Annotated in this window: 25 protein-coding genes; 5 read left to right on the top strand and 20 right to left on the bottom strand. The window is 68.3% G+C overall.

Annotated elements, in window-relative coordinates:
• Positions 1-8: 8 nt before the first annotated feature.
• The 4 genes from secF to ACWFRF_RS07415 all read right to left on the bottom strand — a co-directional run bounded on the left by secF (position 9) and on the right by ACWFRF_RS07415 (position 4,961).
• Entirely contained in the window at positions 9-1,187 is a 1,179-nt protein-coding gene (gene secF, locus ACWFRF_RS07430) for a protein translocase subunit SecF (RefSeq protein ID WP_378988978.1), read from the bottom strand.
• Positions 1,184-2,887 (bottom strand): protein translocase subunit SecD, encoded by a 1,704-nt coding sequence (gene secD / locus ACWFRF_RS07425; protein WP_452449223.1) that lies wholly within the window; start codon positions 2,885-2,887, stop codon positions 1,184-1,186. The genes secF and secD overlap by 4 nt, the downstream gene beginning before the upstream one ends.
• Positions 2,888-2,985: 98 nt before the next feature.
• Positions 2,986-3,327, bottom strand: coding sequence for a preprotein translocase subunit YajC (gene yajC, locus ACWFRF_RS07420; protein ID WP_378988976.1), 342 nt, complete (start codon positions 3,325-3,327; stop codon positions 2,986-2,988).
• Positions 3,328-3,470: 143 nt separating this feature from the next.
• Positions 3,471-4,961 carry a flavin-containing monooxygenase gene (locus ACWFRF_RS07415; RefSeq protein ID WP_452449222.1) on the bottom strand — a complete coding sequence of 497 codons (1,491 nt, stop codon included), beginning with the start codon at positions 4,959-4,961 and terminating at the stop codon, positions 3,471-3,473.
• A gap of 82 nt (positions 4,962-5,043) precedes the next feature.
• On the opposite strand from ACWFRF_RS07415, the gene ACWFRF_RS07410 reads away from it, so the two are divergent.
• Complete coding sequence (locus ACWFRF_RS07410; protein ID WP_452449221.1) at positions 5,044-5,673, top strand: TetR/AcrR family transcriptional regulator; 630 nt, start codon at positions 5,044-5,046, stop codon at positions 5,671-5,673.
• A gap of 36 nt (positions 5,674-5,709) precedes the next feature.
• Positions 5,710-6,288, top strand: a complete 579-nt coding sequence (locus ACWFRF_RS07405) for a DivIVA domain-containing protein (RefSeq protein ID WP_378626903.1) — start codon at positions 5,710-5,712, stop codon at positions 6,286-6,288.
• A 186-nt stretch (positions 6,289-6,474) separates the two neighbouring features.
• Here the strand turns inward: ACWFRF_RS07405 and ACWFRF_RS07400 are convergent, their stop codons facing one another.
• From ACWFRF_RS07400 to ACWFRF_RS07350, 11 genes are all read right to left on the bottom strand, one after another.
• Positions 6,475-6,987, bottom strand: a complete 513-nt coding sequence (locus ACWFRF_RS07400; protein ID WP_378626902.1) for a GtrA family protein — start codon at positions 6,985-6,987, stop codon at positions 6,475-6,477.
• 54 nt (positions 6,988-7,041) lie between these two features.
• On the bottom strand, positions 7,042-8,136 hold the full coding sequence (gene ruvB, locus ACWFRF_RS07395; RefSeq protein WP_452449220.1) for a Holliday junction branch migration DNA helicase RuvB: 1,095 nt from the start codon (positions 8,134-8,136) through the stop codon (positions 7,042-7,044).
• Between the two features lie 3 nt (positions 8,137-8,139).
• Entirely contained in the window at positions 8,140-8,739 is a 600-nt protein-coding gene (gene ruvA / locus ACWFRF_RS07390) for a Holliday junction branch migration protein RuvA (protein ID WP_378988972.1), read from the bottom strand.
• Complete coding sequence (gene ruvC / locus ACWFRF_RS07385) at positions 8,736-9,305, bottom strand: crossover junction endodeoxyribonuclease RuvC (protein ID WP_101467026.1); 570 nt, start codon at positions 9,303-9,305, stop codon at positions 8,736-8,738. The genes ruvA and ruvC overlap by 4 nt, the downstream gene beginning before the upstream one ends.
• Before the next feature lie 80 nt (positions 9,306-9,385).
• Positions 9,386-9,832, bottom strand: coding sequence for an acyl-CoA thioesterase (locus ACWFRF_RS07380; RefSeq protein WP_452449219.1), 447 nt, complete (start codon positions 9,830-9,832; stop codon positions 9,386-9,388).
• Between the two features lie 60 nt (positions 9,833-9,892).
• Positions 9,893-11,026 (bottom strand): ABC transporter substrate-binding protein, encoded by a 1,134-nt coding sequence (locus tag ACWFRF_RS07375; protein ID WP_452449218.1) that lies wholly within the window; start codon positions 11,024-11,026, stop codon positions 9,893-9,895.
• 51 nt (positions 11,027-11,077) lie between these two features.
• Positions 11,078-11,932, bottom strand: coding sequence for an ABC transporter permease (locus tag ACWFRF_RS07370; protein ID WP_452449217.1), 855 nt, complete (start codon positions 11,930-11,932; stop codon positions 11,078-11,080).
• Positions 11,929-12,741, bottom strand: coding sequence for an ABC transporter ATP-binding protein (locus ACWFRF_RS07365; RefSeq protein WP_452449216.1), 813 nt, complete (start codon positions 12,739-12,741; stop codon positions 11,929-11,931). The genes ACWFRF_RS07370 and ACWFRF_RS07365 overlap by 4 nt, the downstream gene beginning before the upstream one ends.
• A gap of 68 nt (positions 12,742-12,809) precedes the next feature.
• On the bottom strand, positions 12,810-13,853 hold the full coding sequence (locus tag ACWFRF_RS07360; protein ID WP_452449495.1) for an amidohydrolase: 1,044 nt from the start codon (positions 13,851-13,853) through the stop codon (positions 12,810-12,812).
• A 14-nt stretch (positions 13,854-13,867) separates the two neighbouring features.
• Positions 13,868-14,008 carry a hypothetical protein gene (locus tag ACWFRF_RS07355; RefSeq protein ID WP_452449215.1) on the bottom strand — a complete coding sequence of 47 codons (141 nt, stop codon included), beginning with the start codon at positions 14,006-14,008 and terminating at the stop codon, positions 13,868-13,870.
• Between the two features lie 67 nt (positions 14,009-14,075).
• Positions 14,076-14,822: a sulfite exporter TauE/SafE family protein gene (locus ACWFRF_RS07350; protein ID WP_378988966.1), complete on the bottom strand. Its 747-nt coding sequence runs from the start codon at positions 14,820-14,822 to the stop codon at positions 14,076-14,078.
• A gap of 202 nt (positions 14,823-15,024) precedes the next feature.
• Here ACWFRF_RS07350 and ACWFRF_RS07345 point away from each other — a divergent pair, with 202 nt between their 5' ends.
• Positions 15,025-15,696, top strand: a complete 672-nt coding sequence (locus ACWFRF_RS07345) for a GntR family transcriptional regulator (protein ID WP_378988965.1) — start codon at positions 15,025-15,027, stop codon at positions 15,694-15,696.
• A gap of 110 nt (positions 15,697-15,806) precedes the next feature.
• On the top strand, positions 15,807-17,072 hold the full coding sequence (locus ACWFRF_RS07340; protein ID WP_452449214.1) for an amidohydrolase family protein: 1,266 nt from the start codon (positions 15,807-15,809) through the stop codon (positions 17,070-17,072).
• Between the two features lie 50 nt (positions 17,073-17,122).
• Here the strand turns inward: ACWFRF_RS07340 and ACWFRF_RS07335 are convergent, their stop codons facing one another.
• Genes ACWFRF_RS07335 through ACWFRF_RS07315 form a run of 5 tightly spaced genes read right to left on the bottom strand, consistent with a single transcriptional unit; the run spans position 17,123 to position 22,214 of the window.
• On the bottom strand, positions 17,123-17,929 hold the full coding sequence (locus tag ACWFRF_RS07335; protein ID WP_452449213.1) for an ABC transporter ATP-binding protein: 807 nt from the start codon (positions 17,927-17,929) through the stop codon (positions 17,123-17,125).
• 19 nt (positions 17,930-17,948) lie between these two features.
• Positions 17,949-18,818 (bottom strand): ABC transporter permease, encoded by an 870-nt coding sequence (locus ACWFRF_RS07330; protein ID WP_387442763.1) that lies wholly within the window; start codon positions 18,816-18,818, stop codon positions 17,949-17,951.
• Positions 18,815-19,828 carry an ABC transporter substrate-binding protein gene (locus ACWFRF_RS07325; protein WP_452449212.1) on the bottom strand — a complete coding sequence of 338 codons (1,014 nt, stop codon included), beginning with the start codon at positions 19,826-19,828 and terminating at the stop codon, positions 18,815-18,817. Before ACWFRF_RS07325 ends, ACWFRF_RS07330 begins: the two co-directional genes overlap by 4 nt.
• A gap of 14 nt (positions 19,829-19,842) precedes the next feature.
• A complete protein-coding gene (locus ACWFRF_RS07320) occupies positions 19,843-21,075 on the bottom strand; it encodes an amidase family protein (protein WP_452449211.1) in 1,233 nt (410 codons plus the stop codon).
• Positions 21,072-22,214: an acetamidase/formamidase family protein gene (locus ACWFRF_RS07315; RefSeq protein WP_452449210.1), complete on the bottom strand. Its 1,143-nt coding sequence runs from the start codon at positions 22,212-22,214 to the stop codon at positions 21,072-21,074. Before ACWFRF_RS07315 ends, ACWFRF_RS07320 begins: the two co-directional genes overlap by 4 nt.
• 199 nt (positions 22,215-22,413) lie before the next feature.
• On the opposite strand from ACWFRF_RS07315, the gene ACWFRF_RS07310 reads away from it, so the two are divergent.
• The gene (locus tag ACWFRF_RS07310) at positions 22,414-23,106 is read left to right on the top strand and encodes a FadR/GntR family transcriptional regulator (RefSeq protein ID WP_387442760.1); all 693 of its coding nucleotides are present in this window, start codon (positions 22,414-22,416) and stop codon (positions 23,104-23,106) included.
• Positions 23,107-23,134: the final 28 nt, after the last annotated feature.

The following is a 23,134-nucleotide window of genomic DNA, read 5'->3' as shown; positions in this document are numbered from 1 at the left end:
GTCGGTCGTCAGTGCCTTCTCTGCTGCCGCTTCCCACTCGGACGCGACCCCGGCCGCGGCGCACCGCTGCCGGTCGGTCGCGCGCCACGGGCAGCCGTCGCGCCCACCGGAACCCGAGCGCCCGCACCGACACCGGCGCGCTTGTCCAGGACCTTCTTGGTGTGCGCGGCCACCGGACCCCAGCGTTCCTTGATCGAGACCAGCACCGGCACGGCGAGGAAGATCGAGGAGTAGGCGCCGACGATCATGCCGACCAGCTGCACCAGCGCGAGGTCCTTGAGCGTGCCGACCCCGAGCAACCACACCGCGATCACCAGCATGCCGATGATCGGCAGGATGCCGATCACGGTGGTGCTGATCGAGCGCATCAGCGTCTGGTTGGCGGCCAGGTTGGCCTGTTCGGCGTAGGTGCGTTTGTTCAGGTGCAGCACGCCACGGGTGTTCTCCTCGACCTTGTCGAAGACCACCACGTTGTCGTAGAGCACGTAGCCCAGAATCGTGAGCAGACCGATCACCGCGGCCGGTGTCACCTCGAACCCGACCAGCGAGTAGATACCCGCCGTCACGAACAGGTTGAAGAACAGCGACACGATCGCCGCGACCGACATGTCCCGCTCGAAACGGATGGCGATGTAGACCATCGTCAACAGCACGAACACCGCCAGCGCGATCAACGCCTTCTGGGTGATCTGCCCGCCCCAGGTTTCGCTGATCTCGGCGATGCTGATGGCGTTGCGGCTCACCTGCCCGGACGAGTCCTTGGGCTGGAATTCGTCGTAGAGCGCGGTCTGGAGCTGGTCGATCTGTTCCAGGTCGAGCGTTTCCGAACGCACCTGGATGGTGGCCGCGTCCCCGGAGCCGACCTTCTGCACCGATACCGGTCCATGGCCGAGCGCCTGCGAGTAGACGTCTTCCACCTCCTGGGTGGTGACGCCCTCGGCCGCGGGGATCTGGATACGCGAGCCGCCCTCGAAGTCGATACCGAGGGTGAAACCGCGCACCCCGATGCTGAGCAGCGAGATCAGCAGCAGCACCGCCGACAGCGCGTAGAAGAACTTGCGCCTGCTGACGATGGGGAAGCCGCCGGTGCCGGTGTAGAGACGTTCGAAGAACCCGTGCTTCGGGCCCTGCGTGGGCTCGTAGGAGTCCAGGTTCACCGATTCCTCGGTGGGTTTGTCGTTGCTCATCGTGACATCTCCTTCGACCTGGCCTGGCCGCGTTCCCTGGCGATCTGCTGAACCGAGCCGAGTCCGTTCACCGACGGCTTGGCCCAGAACGGCGATCGCGAGGCGAGCATCAGCAGCGGTGCGGTGACCAGGTACAGCACGATCACGTCGAGCACTGTGGTGACACCGAGGGTGAAGGCGAAGCCCTTAACCTGACCGGCGGCGAGCAGGTACAGCACGACCGAGGCGATCAAGCTGACCGTCTTACCGGACAGGTTGGTGCGCTGGGCTCGCTGCCAACCGCGCGGCACCGCCGAGCGGAAGCTGCGACCTTCGCGCATCTCGTCCTTGATGCGTTCGAAGAACACCACGAACGAGTCGGCCGTCAAACCGATACCGATGATCAGACCGGCGATACCCGCGAGGTCGAGGGTGAACCCGATCCACCGCCCGAGCAGCACGATGATGCCGTAGACCGCGACACCGGCCGCGATCAGCGAGAACCCGGCCAGCAGGCCGAGCATCCGGTACACGAGCAGGCAGTACAGCAGCACCGCGATCAGGCCGACGGCGCCGGCCAGCAGACCCGCCTTCAGCGAGGACAGGCCCAGCGTCGCCGAGACCGTCTCCGCTTCGGAGGTCTGGAACGACAGCGGCAGCGAACCGTACTTCAGCGTGTTGGCCAGCTCGGCCGCGCTGTCGGCGGTGAAGCTGCCCGAGATCGAGGTACGACCACCCAGCTGCGGGCCCTGCTGCACCTGCGGCGCGCTCACGACCTTCGAGTCGAGCACGAACGCGACCCGCTTGTTGACGTACTCACCGGTCAGCTTCGACCAGGCGTCGGCACCGGAGGACTTGAACTCGAGGTTCACCTCGTGCCGGGCCTGCTGGGAGTTCAGGCCGGAAGTCGCGTCGGCGATCTCCTGGCCGTCGATGCGGCTCGGGCCGAGCAGGAACACCTCGGTGCCGTCCTGCGAGCAGGTGACCAGGGGAAGGGCCGGGTCGTCGTTACCGGTCAGCGGGTCGGGCTTGGTGCAGTCCATCGCCGCCACGGCGACCTGCTGAACCTGCTGATCGGTGCTCTGACGCAGTGCCTTGGCGTCGGCGATCTCCTTGGCCTGCTGCTGCTGGGTGGTGAGCCCACCGGGCGGCGGCGTCGGCGTCGGCGTCGGCGGTGCCTGCGCGGGGAACACCCGCGACTGCGGCGCCGGGGTCGTCGCGCCCTCGGCGGGCGGGGTCGGCTCGCCGGGTACGGGCGCCGGCGTCTCCGTGGCCGCCGGGGGCGCGGTGCCACCCGGTGGCGCGGTGCCGGTCGCGGGCGGAGCCGCGCCGCCTGCCTGCGGCTCGGTCGCGAACAGCACCGGGCGGATGTAGAGCTTGGCGGTGGTGGCCAGCGCGCGTGCCTGCTGGCTGTCCTCACCGGGCACCGTGATGACCAGGTTGTCACCGTCGATGACCACCTCGGAGCCGGAGACGCCGAGACCGTTGACGCGGCTCTCGATGATCTCCTGCGCCTTCTTCAGGCTGTCCTGGCTCGGCTTGTTGCCGTCGGGGGTCCGCGCGGTCAACGTGACGCGGGTACCGCCCTGCAGGTCGATGCCGAGCTTGGCCGACGGGGAATGGTCACCGGTGAAGAACACCAGCGCGTAGATCACGGCCAGCAGCGCGGCGTAGACGCCGAGCAGCCGGAACGGATGCGCCGATCCTTGGGAAGGTGGCACAGCAGGTCATCTCCTAGGCGGGAAGTCGAGGCTGGATCGGTGGGCACAACGGTGCCCGGCCCGCAACGCCAGTGCGCCCGGGCGGGAAAAGGGACTGGTCAGTCCTTGGTCAGCCGGGTCTCGGTCTGTTCCACGACTTCCTCGACGGGGGCGTCGGTGACCTCGGGGGTCTCCTCGACCGTCTGCTCGTCGGCGCGCACCTCGCGGATCGCCTGGCGCAGCCACGTGGTGACCACGTCTTCGGCGATCTCCAGGTCGACGGTGTTCTCGTCGAGGTCGACGACGGTGCCGTACAGACCCGAGGTGGTGACGACAGCGTCACCGACCTTCAAGGCCTCCTGCATCGTCGAGACCTTCTCGGCCTCCCGCTTCTGTTTGCGGATACCGAAGAACATCGGCACGAGCAGGGCCAGGATCAGCAGCGGAAACAGGAAGTCCATCGTCGAAGTCAGTCCCTAGTCAGTGGTGGACGTGCAAGTACGCCTGACAGTCTGCCAGTTCCCCGCCGCGGCGACACACCGGACACCGACGCGCGCGTGAAACAGCCCCGGTCCGCGGGTGCGCGAACCGGGGCCGAGGGTGTTCAGGCGATGCTGCCGTAGGTGTAATCGTCGAGGGGGAAGGTGACGGCCTCGCGGTGCGCGGCGGCGGTGCTGGTCGGGCGCAGCAGTGCCGCTTCCCCGTGCTGGTTGAAGTAGTAGCTGCGCGCGGATGAGCAGTCACCGCCGTAGAAGACCGAGGAACCCAGCTTGTCGGTCATCCGGTCGAGAAATTCCGCGTTGGCTTCTTCGGTGACCTCGAAGGTCTGCTCGCCACGACGGAACAGCTCGGCGAACAACCTGCCCATGTGCTTCATCTGGGCTTCGATGGTGGTGAAGTACGACAGCCCGCTGTAGGAGTAGGGACTGTTGAGACTCAGGAAGTTGGGGAACTTGGGCACGGCGATGCCCTCGTATGCCTGAAAACGGTTGTCGCGCCAGAACTTTCCGAGGTTCACACCGTCGCGGCCGATGATCTCGATGGCCGGGAAGTTCACGTCCCAGAGGTTGAAGCCGGTGGCCAGCAGCAAGGTGTCGATCTCGGTTTTGTGGCCGTCGGCGGTGACGATGCCGTCGGGTTCCACATGGTCGATCGAGTTCGTTTCCAGCCGCACGTGCGGTTGGTTGAACGTCTTGAAGTAGGTGTTGGAGAACGTCGGGCGCTTGCAGCCGAAGTCATAGTGCGGAGTGAGCTTCTCCCGGGTCCCGGGATCACGCACCTGCGCGAACAGGTGCGCCTTGGCCAGCGCGGCGGCCGCCCGGTTCAACGGTTTGGCCTGCTTGTAGTGCAGCACGCCGACGACCATCAGCGCCTCGAGCATGCCGGTGTTGACGAGCCGAGCCGCCTTCTGCGTGAGCGGGACCTTGTCGAACAGTTCCCGCACCACCCCCGGAATCGGCGCGTCGACCTTGGGCACCACCCAGATCGGGGTCCGCTGGAACACGGTCAGCTCGTCGACCTTCTTCGCGACCTCGGGCACCAGCTGCACCGCGGTGGCGCCGGTGCCGATGATGGCGGCCTTGCGACCGGTCAGGTCGTAATCGGCGTCCCAGTCGGTGGTGTGGATGATCTTGCCCGCGAAGGACTCGATGCCGGGGAACGGCGGCGTGTAGGGCTGGGACAGGAACCCTGTCGCCGCGAGCAGATAGCGCGCGGTCAGCGTCTCACCGCCGGCGATCGTCACCACCCACTGCCGGTGCTCCGCGTCCCAGCGCGCACCGTCGACGACGGTGCCGAACCGCATCCGCCTGCGCAGATCGTATTTGTCGGCCACGTGCTCGGCGTATTTCTTCAGCTCGGCGCCGGGCGCGAACAAGCGGGTCCAGCGCGGATTCGGCTCGAAGGAATAGGAATAGGTCACCGAGGCGATGTCGACCGCCAGACCCGGATACCTGTTCACATGCCAGGTGCCGCCCAGGTCGTCCTCCCGTTCCAGGATGACGAAATCGCGCAACCCGAGCCGGTCGAGCTCGATACCGGCACCGATGCCACCGAAACCCGCTCCGACCACGACCGCGTCGAACTGAGGTACCACGCCGAACCTCCACACTGAGAGAGAATGCACCAGTCTCAGAATGACACGTCATTCTGATTACATCGAATGTAACATCGTCAATGTGACGAAGCCACCCTCGCGAATCGACCAGCGCAAAGCCGAATTGCGCAGGGAGATCATCTATACCGCGTTCGACTGCTTCGCCGAGAAGGGCTATCACGCCACCGGAATCGCCGATATCGCCACGCGTCTGGGCATCGGACACGGCACCTTCTACCGCTACTTCGCGAACAAGCGCGACATCATCGACCATGTCATCGACGAGGTGAGCGGGCGCATCTTCGGCACGCTCGACAACGACATGGAGCCCGAAAGCGCCGCCACCATCGAGGAATACGCCGCACTGATCGACCGGCTCAGCGATTCACTCAACCGCGTCCTTCTCGACGATCCGCGCACCGCGCACCTGTTGCTGTTCCACGCCACCGGCATCGACGACGAGCTCACCGACCGGGTGTACGGCCTCGTCGACGCCACCGAGATCCTCATGGCGCGCTACCTCGATCACGGTGTGCGCGTCGGCTACCTGCGCGCCGATATCGATACCGCCAATACCGCCAAGGCGGCACTCGGCATGATCGTCGCCGGGCTGGTGGCGGGGATGCGAACCCCTGATCCGGCATCGATGTCGGTGTACAGTCACGCCGTGCGGCGGCTGTTCATCGATGGCGTGCGCGCCGCTGCCCGATAACGAAAAGCCGTGGGATAGAAGGGCAATCCTGAGACAATGACCGCTGTGACGCCCGACGATGTGAGCCGCACCCACTTCGCCATGCCGACCCTGGGGCACCGCGGCTACCACGCAGACGAGGTCGACGCCTTCCTGGAACGGGTGTCGGCCACCCTCGACGGGCAGGGCGCGCTCACCGCCGACGACATCCGCCACGTGCACTTCGGCGCACCGCGCTTCGGCGGTCGCGGATATCAGGCCGATCAGGTCGACGACTTCCTCGACCGGGTGCGGACCGAGCTCGAACATCGCCAGAAGGGCGGCGCCCCCGTTCCGGCGGCGCGCGCGGGCGACGATGTCGCCGAGATGCTCACTCCCGACGATGTGCACCGCATGCGGTTCACCCAGTCCGCCGTCGGCAGGCGCGGCTACCACGAGGAAGAGGTCGACGCCTTCCTCGACCTGGTCGCGGCGACCCTGGCCCACAACGGCCCCGGCAGCCTCACCACCGCCGATGTGCGCGGCGTCCGCTTCACCGACACCCGCCTCGGCACCCGCGGCTACGCCCGCGAAGAAGTCGACGCCTTCATCGACCTGGTGATCACCGCACTGGAACACCCCGAGCGCCGTCAGTAGTTTTGGCGGCCGGCGCCGCGGGGGTTCTCGGCCCGAAGGCCTCGATCTTCCCTCCCTCCGGGCACTCCTTCGTCGCACCCTCCACTCAGTCCAGATCGAGGCGGCCGAGAACCAACAGTAATTTTGGCGGCTGGCGCCGCGGGGTTCTCGGCCCGGCACGAGCGGTAGGGATTGCCGCCGGTTGCGTTATCCCTGGATGCTGTGGAGTTCGGCTTCTCGCAGGTCGTCGGGGAAGACGTAGCGGCGGAAGGCCCAGAAGCGGAACGCCATGGCCAGCAGGACGCCGAGGATCTGTCCCGAGATGAAGTTGGCGACCATCTGTACCGTCGGATCCACGTGCGGCACACGCAGATTCAGCGCGTAGAGCGACAGCGCCTGCGGGATCATGGTGACCACGATGCCCAAGGCGCTGACCGCGAAGAACAGGGCCGCTTCGTGACTGCGCTGGCGCCCGCCGCGTGCGTTGAACGACCACTCGCGGTTGAGGATATAGGAGGCGATGGTCGCGATCAGCGCCCCGAGCAGGCGCGCGGTGAGCGGCTTGTCGCCGAGCACCGTCAGTTTCACCGCGTACACAACGCCCGTGTCGATGAACCAGGTGATCGCACCGACCACGGCGAATTTCAGAAGTTCCCGATGCTTCAAGAGCAGGGAACGCAACGGCTCGGGGAGTCGTTGCACCACCTCTAGGACTGCCACCGAATCGACAGTAGACGACGTTGCGGCGCCGTGCCCGCCCGGAGGCGCGCTAGCTCAGTCGAAGCGGTCAGCGCTCGGTTGCGGTTCGCGACCACGCACTTCGATGGCGCCGATGACCAGGTCGGGCGGCGGCACCAGGCCGAGATGTTCCCAGGCCCCCGCGGTCGCCACTCGGCCGCGGGGTGTGCGGGCGACGAGTCCGGCGCGGACCAGGAAGGGTTCGCAGACCTCTTCCACGGTGGCCGCTTCCTCGCCGACGGCGACGGCCAGGGTCGATATACCCACCGGTCCCCCACCGAATCCACGCACGAGCGCACCGAGGACGGCGCGGTCGAGCCGGTCGAGGCCGAGCGCGTCGACGTCGTAGACCTCGAGCGCCGCCATCGCGATGGGGTGGGTGATGATGCCGTCCGCCCTGACCTCGGCGTAGTCGCGCACCCGGCGCAGCAGCCGGTTGGCGATACGCGGCGTGCCCCGCGAGCGCCCGGCGACCTCGGCGGCGGCGTCGTGGTCGATCTGCACTCCGAGAATCCGGGCCGAGCGGGTGAGGATCTGCAACAGTTCGGCGGGGTCGTAGAAGTCCATGTGTCCGGTGAAACCGAAGCGATCACGCAGCGGACCCGTGAGCGCGCCCGAGCGGGTGGTGGCGCCGACCAGGGTGAACGGGGCGATGTCGAGCGGGATCGAGGTCGCGCCGGGACCTTTGCCGACGACCACGTCGACGCGGAAGTCCTCCATCGCCAGGTACAGCATTTCCTCGGCCGGGCGGGCCATGCGGTGGATCTCGTCGATGAACAGGACATCGCCCTCGACCAGGTTGGAGAGCATGGCGGCGAGATCGCCCGCGCGTTCCAGCGCGGGTCCCGAGGTGATGCGCAGGGCGGTGCCGAGTTCGCCGGCGATGATCATCGCCATGCTGGTCTTGCCGAGGCCGGGCGGTCCCGACAGCAGGACATGGTCGGGAGTGGCGCCGCGCTGACGCGCGCCACGCAGGACCAGTGCCAGCTGTTCGCGCACGCGGGGCTGGCCGATGAACTCGTCGAGCGAGGTGGGACGCAGGCCGGTCTCGGCTTCGCCGTCGGTGCTGAGATACCGGGCGGTGAGGTCGGATTCGTCGGTCTCGGCGAAGGTGTCGAAGTCTTCGTCCACGGTCTACCTGTTCTTGCCGAGCAGGCCGAGCGCCGCGCGCAACGCCACCGAGGTGGTGGCGGTGGGCTGGTCGGCGAGGACGGTGTCGACGGCCTGTTCGGCCTGCTTCGCCGGGAACCCGAGGCCGACGAGCGCTTCGGAAACCTGCTCGCGCACAGGGGTACTCGGGGTTTGCGCACCGGGCGGACCGGTGGGGACGGCCACCTGGTTCACCTTGTCGCGCAGTTCGACGACCATCCGCTCGGCGCCGCGTTTGCCGATGCCGGGGACCCTGGTCAGCGCGGCGACGTTGCTCTCGGCCAACGCCTTTCGCAGCGCTTCGGGTTCCAGCACGGCGAGCACCGCCATCGCCAGGCGGGGGCCGACGCCGGAGACGGTCTGCAACAACGCGAACAGTTCGCGCGCTTCGGTGTCGGCGAACCCGAACAGGGTCATCGAGTCCTCGCGCACGATCATCGCCGTGTACAGGCGGGTCTGCTCGCCGCGGGTCAGCCCGGCGAGTGTGGCCGGGGTGGCGTTGAGGCGGTACCCGACGCCCGCTGCTTCGATCACCACGTGATCGAGCGCGATCTCGAGCACCTCCCCGCGTACCGACGCGATCACCCGCGCACCACCTTCCGTTGTTCGGCGAGCCGTTGTTCGTAGCGGCGGCGGACCTCGTCCGCCTGTGCCTGCGCGGCCGCCATCCGGTCCATCAGCGGCGCCCGCCAACAATGACAGATCGCCAGTGCGAGCGCGTCGGCGGCATCGGCCGGTTTCGGCGCGACCTGCAAACCGAGAATCCGCGTCACCATCGCGGTGACCTGCGCTTTGTCCGCCGTACCGTTGCCGGTGACGGCCGCTTTCACCTCGCTGGGCGTATGGAACGCCACCCGGATCCCGCGCCGCGCCGCGGCCAGCGCGATCACCCCACCGGCCTGCGCTGTGCCCATCGCGGTCCGCACATTGTGCTGGGCGAACACCCGCTCGATCGCGACAGCTTCGGGCCGATGCGTATCCATCCACTCTTCGGCGGCATCCGCGACGGCCATCAACCGCAACGCCAGCTCGGCGTCGGGCGGGGTCCGCACCACCCCCACATCGAGGGCCACCACCTTCCGGCCCGGTCCGCTGTCGACCATGCTGAGCCCGCACCGGGTAAGCCCCGGATCGACGCCCATCACCCGCACCGGCCACCCCTTCGAAGACACGAACAGTTGTTCGAAAGTCTAGAGCATCCCCGCGTTCGGGCCGACCAACGACACGATCCTCACGCCGGTCGCGGCGGCAGCCCCAGCAACGCCGGATCGCGGGCGTGCTCGGCCCAGACCCCCGCCGGATCCGCGACCAGCTTGCGCGCCCGCAGGTCGAGCAGTCCACTCACATACGACACCGTCGCGGCGATCTCACCGTCCGCCCTGGTGAGGGTGTGCTCCACCCGATAGGTCTTGCCCTGCCCCCACTCCCACCGGCAGTCGACCTCGACCGTGTCGTTCGCGCGCAACTCCCGCAGATAGCGAACGTTCAGCTCGAGATTGACCGGCCCCATCCCCGCCGCGAGGAGGTCGGGCACCGAGACTCCCGCCTCGGTCACGCACGCGAACCGCGCGTGATCGGCGAACTGCTGATACGCCGAGCCGGTGACGTGCAGTTGCGGGTCGAGATCGGACACCCGAATCGGGATCCGAACCCGAAACGGCACAATGGTTTCCGTCATGCCCGCGAGTGTGCCACCGGGGTCCGACACCTTCGCGGGCCGTCGCCGAGGGACCGGCGACTACGGCGTGCTCTTCAGCCCGATCGACGGGTCGATGAACTCGTTGGTGACGATCGCGTCGGCGGCGAGGCCGTCGAGAACCTCGACTCCGCGCTTGCGCAGGATCGGGGTGACGGCGCTGATCACCCGGTCGACGCGGGCGGTGTCGAAATCACCGAGACTGCTGTCGGGGCCGTTGCCGACGATCTTCTGGGCGAGCTGGACTTTCACCGAGTCGGTGTTACCGCCCGCGGTCATCGGCGGACCGTCGGGAACCGTCTGGGCGATGCGCAGCAGCGCCGCGTTGACCGGTTCCGGATCGCTGATGTAGTCGATCTGGGCCTGCTGCAGCATCGGCACCAGCTTGCTCAGGCAGGGGCCGAGTTTTTCCCTGTCACCGGCGCGTACCGACCAGGCATGCGGATAGATCTCATAGCCGGACTCGTGGACCAGCAACGACTTCACCGGCTTGAGCCACCCCTTCACGTCGTGTTCCCAGCGGTAGGGCTCGTTGGAGACGTAGCCCTGCTGCATCACTCGGCCGTGTTCGGCGACGAAGCGGCTCGGGGTGCCGTCGAAGGAGGCGTCGGCCTGGTCGGGTTTCACGTCGCCGTGGGCGATCAGGTAGTCCATGAACAGCTTGCCCTCGCTGTAGACGACGGGTGCGCCGGACGCGGGAACGTCCTTCCACGACGTGATCTGCGGGTAGGTCGCCGGATCGAACAGGACGATCTGCGGATTGACGTCGAGTGAGGCGAACACCCCGGTCACCGGGAATTTCGCCTGCGCCCGCACCGCGTCGTCGGTCGGGACGAAACCGAGGGTGATGCTCTGGTCCTGATACATCTGCGCGGGCACCGGCTGACCACCGAGGAACGGACCACCGAGGCGCACTTCGACATTCACCCCGGTGTCACCGAGCGGACCGGAGTACGCGCCTTTCTTCACATCGACCGTGCCGTTCGGCCCGACCAGCTGATACGCCGCCGCCCGCTCCGGCGTGGCGAACCAGTCCGTCTGAACGACCACGGTCGACGGGCAGACACCGGCGAGGACACCCTGCCCGGTGGGGCCGGGCACCGAGGTCGCACTGTTGCAGGCGGTCAGCACTGTGGCGCCGGCCAGCACGGCCGTGGCGAGGAGAGGTTTGCGCACCGGGAATCCTTCGGGGTCGAGCGAATGTGAGGGTGGGACAGGAGAAGTGGGCTACTTGCCGCGACGCAGTCCGTGCGCCCGGTCGACGCGCCCGGCCAGGAAGTCGAAGAACCAGAACAGGATCAGGCCGACCAGCGAGGACATCAGCAGCGCGGTGAGCAGTTCCTCGGTGGCGAGTTGCTGACGGTAGACATCGATCATCCGGCCGATGCCGGGCTCGCCCTGACGGAAGAAGAAGTCGGCCACGATGGAGCCGATGATGGCCATGCCGCCGGAGATCTTGAACCCGGAGATCATCGCCGGAAGCGCTGTGGGCAGTTGCAGTTTCAGCAACCGCTGCCACCGCGAGGCGCCGTGCAGGGTGAACAGGTCGTGCTCGGCGGGAGCCACCGATTTGAGCCCGAACAGCGTATTGGTGATCACCGGGAACAGCGCCACCATCACGCACACGATCACCCGGCTGGAGAACTCGTAGCCGAACCAGAAACCGAACAGCGGCACCACCGCGAGGATCGGGATCGTCTGCAGCACCACCGCGTACGGATACAGCGAGTATTCGGCCCAGCGTGCCTGGCTCATGACCACCGCGAAGCCGACGCCGAGCGCGATCGCGATCACCAGTCCCACGAGCGCGACCTGCACCGTCGACCACAGCGCGGTCAGGATCGTCGATCGCGCCAGCGGATCGAGCAGCCCCTTGCCGATCACCTGTTCCGGCGCGGGCAGCAGGAACCGCGACTCCTCGGCCAGCAGTTGGTGGCTGACCAGCGACCAGAGCCCGAGGACTGCGACGAACACCAGGATCGGCGCGATGACACGCACCGGGGCGACCCGGAAAGGCCAGCGGTACTTCGGTTTCGCCGCCGATTCCGCGACGGCTCCCCCGGCGATGGCGACGGTGGTCATGCGGCGGCCACCTGTCCACGCAGCGCGGCCGATACCTCGGCGCACAGATGGGCGAATTCGGGGGTGTAGCGCAGCTCCGGGGTGCGCGGGAAGTCGAACGGGACCGGGATGTCGGCAGTCACCCGGCCCGGCCGGCCCGTGAGCACGACGACCCGAGTGGACAGGAACACCGCCTCTCCCACCGAGTGGGTGACGAACACTCCCGCGAAACCGTCGCGGCGGAACAGGGTGCCGACTTCCTCGTTCAGGCGCTGCCGGGTGATCTCGTCCAGCGCGCCGAACGGCTCGTCGAACAGGAACAGCTCCGGCTGCGACGTGAGGGCGCGCGCGATGGAGGCGCGCATCCGCATGCCGCCGGACAGCTGGGCGGGTTTGTGCTTCTCGAACCCGGCCAGTCCGACGCGTTCGATGGCGTCCGCGGCGGCGGCCCGGCGGGTGGTCTTGTCGACGCCTTCCAGCTCGCCGGGCAGTTCCACGTTCTGCCGCACTGATCGCCATGGCAGCAGGGTGGACTCCTGGAAGACGTAGCCGAGGCGGCGGGTGCCGACACCGACCGTGCCCGTGGTGGGCTTCTCGAATCCGGCGGCCAGGCGGAGCAGGGTCGATTTGCCGCAGCCGGAGGGCCCGACCAGCGAGACGAATTCGCCACTGCGAACAGCGATGTCGATATCGGCGACGGCGGTGGTGCCGTTGTCGAAGGTCAACGTCACATTGTCGAAGGACAAGGCGGGGGCGGGCTCGTCGCGTTCAGCAGTCGTATACGAGTCCCGGCCCGATACTGCGGGGGCGGTGGAAACCGTGGCGCTCATGCACTATTTCTAGTGGCATACCATTGCCACCAGCGGTCAGCGCGATTACGTCCCTGTTTCGTATACGATCAGTTCGCAGTGCGGGTATCCGCCCGGGACACGATCTGGCCGCGCTTCACCACCAGCTGCCGGGTGGGCAGCTGGACCACCGCGGCGGCGGGCGTTTCGGCCTCCACCACGAACAGATCGGCGGGTGCGCCGACCGCGAGCCCGTAGTCGTCGAGGCCGAGAACCCTCGCGCCGCCATAGGTTCCCGCGGCCAGCGCGAGTTCGATCTCGGCATCGGCGACAAGGCGGTCACGATAGGCGACGGTGTTCACGCGGCGCAGCATGTCGCCGTCGCCGTACGGCGTCCACAGGTCGCGAATGCCGTCGTTGCCCAGAGCCAGGGTGGCGCCCGCCTCGTGCATCACGCGGACGGGAACGACCGCCGCCTCACCGACCGCGCAGGTCACCATGGCGACACCCGCCTCGGCGAGCGCGTCGGCGATGCGGCGCTGTTCGTCGTCGGATCGCCCGCCCATCGCATAGGCGTGACTGATGGTGACCCGGCCGGAAAGGCCGGTCGCCCTGGTGCGTTCGATGATCAGGTCGAACTCCCACACACCCATGGCACCGCCGTCGTGCAGGTGGATATCGACCTTGGCGCCGAATTTGTCGGCGAGATCGAAGATCACATCGAGTTGCCCGACCGGGTCGTTGTCGTAGCCCGCCGGATCGAGGCCGCCGACGACTTCGACACCATCGGCCAGCGCCGCGGCCATCAACGCGGCGGTGCCGGGACGCGTGATCAGCCCACCCTGCGGGAAGGCGACCAGTTCCACCTCGACCCGCCCCGCGTGCCGTTCGGCGGCGGCCCGCACCTGCTCGACGCCCCGCAACCCGATGCCGGGATCGATGTCGACGTGGCTGCGCACGAAGGAGGTGCCGTATCCGACCATGGCACCCAACAGATTCGCGGCGTATTCGGCATTCGGAATGCCGAGTTCGGCACGGCGGCGTTCCCCGTTGGCGATGCGCCCGGCCAGCGTCCGACCACCCGAGTTGGCCACCCATGGCGCGCTGTACAGGGTTTTGTCCAGATGACAGTGGGTGTCCACGAGGCCGGGCAGTACCAGCGCCCCGTTCAGCTCGATGACTCGGCGCCGGGAGCGGTGAGGCCGGTGCCGATCGCGGCGATCCGGCCGTCGGCGAGGTGGAGGTCAGCGAGTTGCGGTGTGGTACCGGGTGTCCACGGTCGGCCACCGCGCAGGAGCAGGTCGGTCATCAGAAGTCCTTTCGGTCGCGGGTAGGGAGTCGTGCGATGAGCGGTCGTCGTATGCCCCGGCGCACTGTCAGCCGGTGACCAACATGGCGGACCCGGCGCCGACCCCGAAGACGATCACCACGGTCCGGAACACGGCCGGGCGCAGACGATCGGCGAACTTCGCGCCGAGGACACCGCCGAACAGACAGGCCGGCGCGAGGATCGCGACGACGAGCCAGTCCACCGGCCCGAACAGCGCCACCGCCACCATCGCGGTGGTCGAAACACTCAGCGTGAGGACGCTCTTCAGGCCGTTGAGCAGTTGCGCGGAGGCATCGAGGCCGAGTGCGAGAGCGGTCAGCAGCACGATGCCCATGCCGCCGTTGAAGTAGGCGCCGTAGACGCTGCCGACGAAGACCCCGAGATAGAGGGTGATGCGCGAATCGGGCCGGCGGGCACCGAGAGTGCGCGAGAGCCAGGGTTGTGCGGCGAACACCGCGGTCGCCCCGAGGACCAGGAACGGCACCAGCGCGGCGAACACCTCGGGGGGTGCGGCGAGCAGTGCGAGCACACCGAGACCGGCACCGGCGACGCTGATCACGACGAGCCGCGGCAGCAGTGCGCGGTAGTCCTCGGCACGCTTGCGCAGGGCCGCCGCACCGCCCAGGTAACCCGGCCAGACCGCGACCGAGTTGGTGACCGTGGCGGTCACCGGGGGCAGGCCGAGTGCGAGTAGCGCGGGGAACGACAGCAGGCTGCCGCCGCCCGCGATGGCGTTGCAGAAGCCTGCGCCGAGTCCTGCGGCCAGCAGCAGCGCTAGATGCACGGGGTCCATGAAATCCTTCCGACAGAGCGTCGTGCGATCGTATACGACAGCGGTCGAGGGGTCGCGCCGAGCGATGTCACCGGCAGAACACCCGCCCGAATGCCGTAGATTCGGAGCAATCCTTCGAAGACCGGGCGCCGGTTCGTAGCCGACCGGCGCGCGGCTCCGCCATTCGACCGTTGGGGGCGACGTGAGCAGCACCGTCCGACGCATGACACCGCAGCAGGTGTGCCGCGCGATCCGCGACGACATCATCCGTGGCGATTTCCGCCCCGGGCAGCGCCTCACCGAGGACACTCTGGCCGAGCGATACGGTGTCTCCCGCGTGCCGGTCCGGGAAGCATTGCGGACGCTCGAGGCCGAGGGATTCGCCTGGTCGCGCCCCTACGCGGGGACCTTCGTCGCCGAGCTCACCGAGGCTGAGGCGGCCGATCTGCTCGAGATCAGGGCACTGCTGGAACCGATGTGCGCCGGTAGGGCCGCCGTGCGCCGTTCGCCCGAACAGCTGGGACGACTCAAGGAACTCACCTCGCTCGGCCAGGAAGCGGTGCGCGACGGCAGACTCGGCGAACTCGCCCGGCTCAACAGCCGCTTCCACGAGGTGCTCGCCGAGGCGTCGGGCAGCGCGCTACTCAGCCAGCTCATCACCCAGCTGAGCTGGAAGATCGCCTGGGTGTACGCGGTCGAACTCCCGCGGCGCGCCGAGGATTCCTGGCGCGAGCACGAGGAGATCTGCGCGGCGCTGGAGGCACAGGATCCCGACCGGGCGAGCGCGGTGGTCGCCGAGCACATTGCCCACGCCACCTCGGCTTATCGCCTGCGACCACGTGCCGGCGCCGAGACTGCGCCCGAGCCCGTTCCCCCGCCGGTACCTACGCCCTGAGTACCGCGCCTGCGCGCCGATGGCGTAACACAGGCGCAGCAATCGCCGCCATCACCCGAAACCTCAGCGTCGTATACAAACGTTGTCCCGTTCTGCGACTGGAGGTTTTCATGGTCGATCTGCTGCTGCGTCGCGCGTGTATCGCCGATGACGCCGACCCGGTCGATATCGCCGTCACCGAAGGCTTGATCACCGCGATCGGACCCGCCTTGCCCGGTAGCGCGGCGACCGAGATCGATTGCGCGACAAGGGTCGTCATTCCCGGGCTGGTCGAATCCCATGTGCACCTGGACAAGGCTCTGCTCGATCGCCGGCGCAGCGCGCCCGACGGCACCCTCGCGAGCGCGATCGAGGTGACCGGCGAACTCAAACGGGGGTTCACCGCCGACGGGGTTCGCGACCGCGCGCGCCGGATTCTCGATCAGGCGATCACCCACGGCACCACCGCACTTCGCGCCCACCCGGATGTCGATCCGATTGTCGGGCTACTCGGCGTCGAGGTGCTGTTGGAGCTGCGCGAGGAGTATCGCGACCTGATCGACCTCCAGATCGTCGCCTTTCCACAGGAGGGAATCCTGCGCGCACCCGGCACGCTGGAACTGCTCCGCGCAGCGCTGCGTCTGGGCGCCGATGTCATCGGCGGATGCTCCTACAACGAAGCCGACGTCGCCGACTGCCGCCGCCACGTGGACCTGGTCTTCGAACTGGCCGCCGAATTCGGCGTCCCCGTCGACATCCACGCCGACTTCGCCGACGACGCCACCGACCCCCGCTTCGCGATGGCCGACTACATCGCCGAGGCCACCCAGCGCTCCGGTCTGCGCGGCCGGGTCGCCCTCGGCCACGTCACCTCTTTGGCTGCCCGTCCCCCGCGCGAACGACAGGCGACCATGGCCCACCTCGCCCAGGCAGGCGTCGCCGTGGTTCCGCTGCCCGCCACCGACATGCACCTCGGCGGGCGAGGCGATCAGGCCGCGGTGCGCCGTGGCGTCGCACCGGTCCGTGAACTGTGGGCCGCCGGTGTGACAACCGCTTACTCCTCCAACAACATTCGCAATGCGTTCACCCCCTACGGCAACGCCGATCTCCTCGACATCGGTCTGTTCCTCGCCCAGACCGGGCATCTGTCCGGCGACACCGACCTGCGCCGCGTCCTCGACATGGCCACCACCGACGCGGCCAGGGTGCTCGGCATCGCCGAGCACCACGGTCTGCGCGTCGGCGCCCGAGCCGATCTGGTCGTCCTCGGCACACATCGCCTCGCCGACGCCCTGCTCGACCGCCCCGACCGCTGCTACGTCATCAAGGCAGGCCGAATCATCGCCCGCACCACACGCGTCACCGAAATCCTCGCCCCCGCTGTCCACGCACGCTGATCCGGCGCTCGACGGACCGACTTCGCTCGTGGGGCATCCACTGCGTCGGCTCAGGCCGCGCTGTGGTTGCCGCGGTGGACGAGGGCGTCGATGCGCCGTTTGAAGGCATTGAATTCCGGTGTGGTGGAGTCGCGTTCGCCGGGCAGGTGGATCTCGACGATCTCGCGCACATGGCCCGCGTTGCCGTGGGCCGCACCACCGGCCATCACCACGACACGGTCGGCCAGGTAGACCGCCTCGTCGATGCTGTGGGTGACGAACACGACGGTCACCGCGGTCTCGTGGTGGATGCGTTTCAGCTCGGCCTGCATGTCCGTGCGGGTGAGGGCGTCGAGTGCGCCGAACGGCTCGTCCATCAGCAGCACCGCGGGACTGTTCGCCAGCACTCTGGCGATCGCCACGCGCTGCTGCATGCCACCGGAGAGCTGGTGCGGGAACGACTCGCGCACCCGGGACAGGCCGACGGTATCGAGCCATCGGTCGGTGATCTCACGGATGTCGGGCCGGGTCATTCTGGCCTGTTTCGGTCCGTAGGCGATGTTCTCGGCGACCGTGAGCCAGGGGAACAGCCCGTAGTCCTGGAACACCACACCGCGCTCGGGACCCGCCCCGCTCACCGGTTCGTCGGCGACAGTGACCGTGCCCTTGGAGCCTGCCTCCAAACCGGCGAGAATCCGCAGCAGCGTGGACTTTCCGCAGCCGCTGGCGCCGACCACGCAGACGAATTCACCTGCCGCGATGTCGAGTTCGACGCCGTCGACGGCGAATCCGGCCGCACCGGCATATCGCTTACCGAGCCCGTCGACGACGATGCGCGCGGGGCGCTGCGGGCGGCGGCGGGTGGAGTAGATCTTCATGAGGGTCCTGTCTGCTCGATCACGGTAGGAGCGGCCTACGGCCCGCCAACAGCCTCACCAGCAGCATCAGCAACCGGTCGGCGACGAATCCGGCCAATCCGATCACGATCATCACCGCGATGATCAGGTCGGTGCGTGACTGTTCTCTGGCCTGGGTGATCAACGCCCCCAAGCCGATTCGGATACCGACCGTCTCGCCGACGACGAGGATCACCCACGACAGGCCGAGCGCGATCCGCAGACCGGAGACGATGCTCGGCACGGCGGCGGGCAGCACCACCTTGTACAGCGTGTGCGCGGGTCGGGTGCCCAGCATCGCGGCGGCCTCGAGCAGCCGGTCCGGTACCGCCCGCACCCCGGCGATCGTGTTCAGCAGGATCGAGAACACCGCGGCGAGGAACACCAGGAAGATCGTGGAGCGGTCACCGAAGCCGATGATCAGCAGTGACAGCGGCGCCCACGCGGTCACCGGGATCGGGCGGACCAGGTTGACGGTCGGTTCGAGCATCCGGTAGACCAGCCGGGAGCGACCCATCACGATGCCGAGCGGGATCGCGACGGCGGCCGCGAACAAGAACCCCTGCACCACCCGCAGCGTGCTCGCGTACAGGTGCAACCACAGGGTGCCGCTGTAGGTGTCGCCGATGACGCCGCCGAACGCGAGGTCGGCCAGGCGCCGCGCCACCTCGTACGGTTTCGGCAGGAATTGCATCTGGATACCGAACGGCAGCGTCCACGCGCCGTCGACACCACGATCCCACAGCAGCCCGAGCAGCAGCGGGACCGGCAGGGCCCACAGCACCGTCAGCACCCGGTCGGGAAGTCGCCGTCGACGCGCGGGCGGCGCCTCGGTGGTGCGGACGACCGGTGGTGCGTCGAGCGCTGTCATCGCCCGATACCCGCGGGGGTCAGGAACCCGGTGTCGAACACCTTCGCCATATCGGGTGCCTTGGACAGCTGGTCGAAGGCCCGCATCTGCTCGGCGAGGGCGACCACCCGGCCGCGATACTCGTCATCGAGTTCCCACCGCAACCAGACGTTCTTCGTCGCGGTGTCGACGATCGTGCGGTCGAGGCCGAAGGTGTCGACGAGCCCGTCGACCCAGGCGGTGTGATCGCCCTTCATGTACTCGATCGCCTGGACGAAGCTGCGCACGGTCTGCTGCACCCGGTCGCGATCCTGGTCGATCAGCGCGCCCCTGGTACCGAAGACGATGTTCACCGCGCCGATCGCGGTGTCGTACGGCGAGACGATCGGATGCGCGCCGACCCCCATGACGATCGACGGTGCGGTCTCGGCGCTCAGGAACGCGTCGATCTGGCCGGACTTGTAGGCGTTGGCCATGTCCGAGTAGGAAAGGTTGACCAACTGCACGTCGGTGGCCGGGTCGAGGCCGTGCGCGGTCAAGGTGAGCCGCAGCAGGATCTCCTGCGACGAGCCCTGCGGGAATCCGATCTTCTTGCCGCGCAGCCCGTTCACCGTGGTGATCTCCGGCTTGCCGACGAACGCCGACCCGCCGTCAGCGGCCGAGGCGACGATCTTCACATCCTGACCCGCGGCACTGCCCGCCAGGATCGACGGTGCGCCGAGCACTCCGAAATCGATGGCACCCGAGGCGATCGCGTTCTTGATATCGGGTGAATTCTCGAACAGCACGATCTCGTAGGTCGTGCCCGCGGGGGCGAAACGCTGCATGAAGTAGGGCGCGTAGAGATGCGGCTGCCCCCGCAGGGTGCCGATTCGCACCGATGCCGGGTCGCTGCCGCCGCCCGGTGTCGATACGCAGGCGGTCAGGCCCGTGACGATGAGCAAGGCCGCGATCACGGCCGAGAGAACCCGGCGCAGTGGGCGATTCATCGGTGCAGTGGTGGCGGTCCACGGCATGTCGGAGGCAGGCATTGCGGGTCCATTTCTCATAGGTTCGCCAGTCGGGCGGCGCACTGGGTAGCGAGGACGATGAGGGCGCGGTCGGAGTTCGCGGCGCCGATCAGGCACAGCCCGGCGGGCAGGCTGCGGCGGTTCGGCAGCGGCAGCGTGACGGCGGGCAGGCCGGCGATCGACGCCAGGCAGGTCAGCCGCAGAGTCGCGTGGCGGACGGCGTCGCGCGTACGCCGGTCAGCCGCTCGCGGCGGCGGCGGTCCCGCCGTGGTCGGCAGCACCAGCGCCCGGTCGCCGAGGATGTCGCGGATCCGCGCAGCGGCCTCGGCGACGACTGTCCGCGCGGCCGCGGCCTCCTCGGCGGTCACCGTTGCGGCCCAGGCGAATCGCTCGCGCACGTCGGGTTCGAGCGCGTCGGGATGCGCGGTCAGCCAGTCGCCGTGCCCTGCCCATGCTTCGAACGCCTGCACCGCGCGAAACGCGGAGAACCAGCGATCGAGGTCGGCCCGCAGGGCGATCCGTCGAGCGCCGAGTTCTTCGGAGGCCCGCGCACACTGCTCGGCGATCTCGGGCTCTGCCGCCGCACACAACGTTGGATCGACGACCAGGTCCGTGTTCGAGAACCCGGACCCGTCTGACCGGGGTACAGCAGTATGGGCGAACACGCTGTCGGCCACCGCGAGCAGGGTCGCGGCGTCGCGGGTGAGCCATCCGATGGTGTCGAACGACGGGGCCAGCGGGAGGAGGCCGGTGGTATCGAGACCGGCGTGCGTAGTCCTGATGCCCCAGAGTCCTTGGTACGAGCCGGGAACCCGGATCGAGCCCGCGGTGTCGGTGCCGAGGCCGATCGATACCTCGCCGCGGGCGACCGCGACGGCGGGCCCGCTCGATGAACCACCCGGAACTCGCTGTGGTGCGACCGGATTGACCGGCATGCCGGTGCGCCCGTTGGCGCCGGTGATGCTATAGGCGAACTCGTCGGTCCTGGCGATGCCGGTGACGGTGGCGCCCGCCGCGAGCAGGTCGGCGACGACCGCGGCGTGGCGGGACTCGGGAGTGCGCTCGGTGAGAAAGTCCTCCACACCTGCGCCGAGCGGGTGGCCGGCGACAGCGAACAGGTCTTTCACGGCCACCGTGTGCCCGGTGAGCGGGCCGGTCGAGGTCGCCCCCACCAACGGCGAACCGAGCTCGCGCCACACCGTGCTGTCCACGCCGCAGCGCGCTCCCGCGGCGAACCGAGTCGCCGTCTCCCGCGCCGTCGCGGTCACCGCGCTCGCTCCAGGATGAAGCGGGCCAGATCGGTACCGGTGGTATGCGCGAAGTCGGCGACACGGATCTTGCCGTGTACCCCGCGGGTCAGATCGACGGCTTGCGAGATGGTGAAGTCGGCTGCGGCACTGAGGTAGAGGTAGGCGCTGCGCGGATCGGTGTCGAACAGCGCGCCGAGCAGGTCGACGGCGTTGCCCACGCACAGCGACAGCGCGGTGTCCAGATCGGGATCGAGCCCGGTCGGGATGACGAGTCCGTGGCCTGCGGCGAACGGCCCTGTACCCGACCCGATGTCGGTGACCTGTTCGGCCGCAACGACGTCGAGGGTCACGGTCGCCCGCAACGGCGCCTCCAGGGCGGTGAGCGCCACCTCTCCGTCGCCCTGCGCGAAATGCGGATCGCCGACATAGAACAGCGCGTCGGGCACCTGCACCGGCAGGAACAAGGTAGCGCCCGGAGTGAGCAGTGTGACGTCGATATTGCCGCCGTGCGCGCCCGGTGGCACGGAGTGCGCCCGGTCCTCGGTGTCGGTGGCCACGCCCATGATGCCGAGGAACGGGGCGAGCGGGAAGCGCGCCCGGTGCTGGCTGCCCGGCCGGATCGGCATGGTGCCGAACCACTCGTCGTCGCGCCCGGTCACCGTGCAGAACTGACCGTACGAACCGTCGTGTGGTGTCCCGGCCAGCATGCCGCGGCCGTGCCGGGTCGAGATGACGCCGTAGGGCACGCGCATGGCGAGGTGCTCGATCCGCACGGCGAGGAGATCGCCGGGCTCGGCGCCGTCGACGGCGATCGGACCGGTCACGATATGCGGGCCTGCTCCGTCCTCGCGGACGCGCCGGGCGACCACCTCGACGGTGTCGTCGAGTATCTGATCGCGGGCCACGCCGTGCCCGCGGAAGTAGGCGACCGGGTCCGAGCCCTGATCGTCGAGGATGCCCTCATGACTGATGGTGTCGATGACCACCCGCGTCCCCGGCGCGACGGTGGTGACCGGCGTATCGCCGCGTCGCGGCAGCCTGCCCCACAGCACCCGATCCGGATCGGCGGGGATATAGGTGGTCTCGGGTGTGATGCCGATGCCCTGCTGCAGCACCGGGAAAGCGGCGGCGATCTGGTCCCCGGCCAACGACGTCACAGTGGGTCCTCCGGTCTCCGCGACACTCGGTCGAACATTGGTCCGACCATCTGATGCGATAACGGTATTCCACTATCAACAGCCCTGCTACCGGGAGAAACGTGCGTAACCGAGGCTTTACACCCCGGCAATATCGGGCCGCCGGGCACCACTCTTATATGATTGGCCGGACCAATCCGTAGGTGTCGAGAGGAGTCCGATGGCCGTCCCGCCGATCCCCCCGCTGCGCCGCCGCACCGGCAGCGTCAGCGCCGAAGTCGCCGCTCACCTGGAGCGGCTGATCATCGACGGCGCGCTGCGCGCGGGCGATCGCCTGCCGCCCGAACGCGAGCTCGCGGCGCAGCTGAACGTGTCGCGGTCCTCGCTTCGCGAAGCCATGTTCGAGCTGGAATCCAAGAAGCTGGTCGACCGCAGGCAGGGCCGTGGCAGCACCGTCACCGATCTGCCCCGCGGCGCCGCCGAACTGCACGGCAGCCTCGCCGACCTCGACACCGAACTCGCCTACGCGACCGAACTGCGCGACCTGGTCGAACCCCGCATCGCCCAGCTCGCCGCCCTGCGCGCCGTCGAATCGAATCTGCTGTCGCTGCACGAGATCATCGACCGCTCCGACGAAGCCCTCGGCCCGGCGGAATCGATGGCCCTCGACATCGAATTCCACACGCTCCTGGCACATTCGGCCCAGAACCCGCTCCTGGTCACCCTCTGCACGATGACCACGGAATGGACCCGCCACACCCGAGTCCTCTCCCACCGCACTCCGCTCGGCCGCCGCGTCTCCGTCCACGGTCACACCCAGATCCTGCGCGCCGTGGACCACCGAGACGGCCCCGCCGCCGCTGCCGCCATGGAACAACACCTGCGCGAGGTCCGCGAGATCAGCACCCGCTAGCGACCCACATGATCCGGGGAGCAGAACC

It is taken from the genome of Nocardia sp. NPDC055165 (assembly GCF_053606985.1).
The sequence above is the reverse complement of the archived record's forward strand: the minus strand, read 5'-3'. Positions and strand labels throughout refer to the sequence as shown.

Excerpts from the sequence above, each read along its gene's own strand:
- secF (WP_378988978.1), bottom strand. The coding sequence starts at position 1,187 with ATGAGCAACGACAAACCCACCGAGGAATCGGTGAACCTGGACTCCTAC.
- yajC (WP_378988976.1), bottom strand. The coding sequence starts at position 3,327 with ATGGACTTCCTGTTTCCGCTGCTGATCCTGGCCCTGCTCGTGCCGATG.
- ACWFRF_RS07405 (WP_378626903.1), top strand. The coding sequence starts at position 5,710 with ATGACCGCTGTGACGCCCGACGATGTGAGCCGCACCCACTTCGCCATG.
- ACWFRF_RS07380 (WP_452449219.1), bottom strand. The coding sequence starts at position 9,832 with ATGACGGAAACCATTGTGCCGTTTCGGGTTCGGATCCCGATTCGGGTG.
- ACWFRF_RS07370 (WP_452449217.1), bottom strand. The coding sequence starts at position 11,932 with ATGACCACCGTCGCCATCGCCGGGGGAGCCGTCGCGGAATCGGCGGCG.
- ACWFRF_RS07365 (WP_452449216.1), bottom strand. The coding sequence starts at position 12,741 with ATGAGCGCCACGGTTTCCACCGCCCCCGCAGTATCGGGCCGGGACTCG.
- ACWFRF_RS07355 (WP_452449215.1), bottom strand. The coding sequence starts at position 14,008 with ATGACCGACCTGCTCCTGCGCGGTGGCCGACCGTGGACACCCGGTACC.
- ACWFRF_RS07350 (WP_378988966.1), bottom strand. The coding sequence starts at position 14,822 with ATGGACCCCGTGCATCTAGCGCTGCTGCTGGCCGCAGGACTCGGCGCA.
- ACWFRF_RS07345 (WP_378988965.1), top strand. The coding sequence starts at position 15,025 with ATGACACCGCAGCAGGTGTGCCGCGCGATCCGCGACGACATCATCCGT.
- ACWFRF_RS07340 (WP_452449214.1), top strand. The coding sequence starts at position 15,807 with ATGGTCGATCTGCTGCTGCGTCGCGCGTGTATCGCCGATGACGCCGAC.
- ACWFRF_RS07335 (WP_452449213.1), bottom strand. The coding sequence starts at position 17,929 with ATGAAGATCTACTCCACCCGCCGCCGCCCGCAGCGCCCCGCGCGCATC.
- ACWFRF_RS07330 (WP_387442763.1), bottom strand. The coding sequence starts at position 18,818 with ATGACAGCGCTCGACGCACCACCGGTCGTCCGCACCACCGAGGCGCCG.
- ACWFRF_RS07325 (WP_452449212.1), bottom strand. The coding sequence starts at position 19,828 with ATGCCTGCCTCCGACATGCCGTGGACCGCCACCACTGCACCGATGAAT.
- ACWFRF_RS07310 (WP_387442760.1), top strand. The coding sequence starts at position 22,414 with ATGGCCGTCCCGCCGATCCCCCCGCTGCGCCGCCGCACCGGCAGCGTC.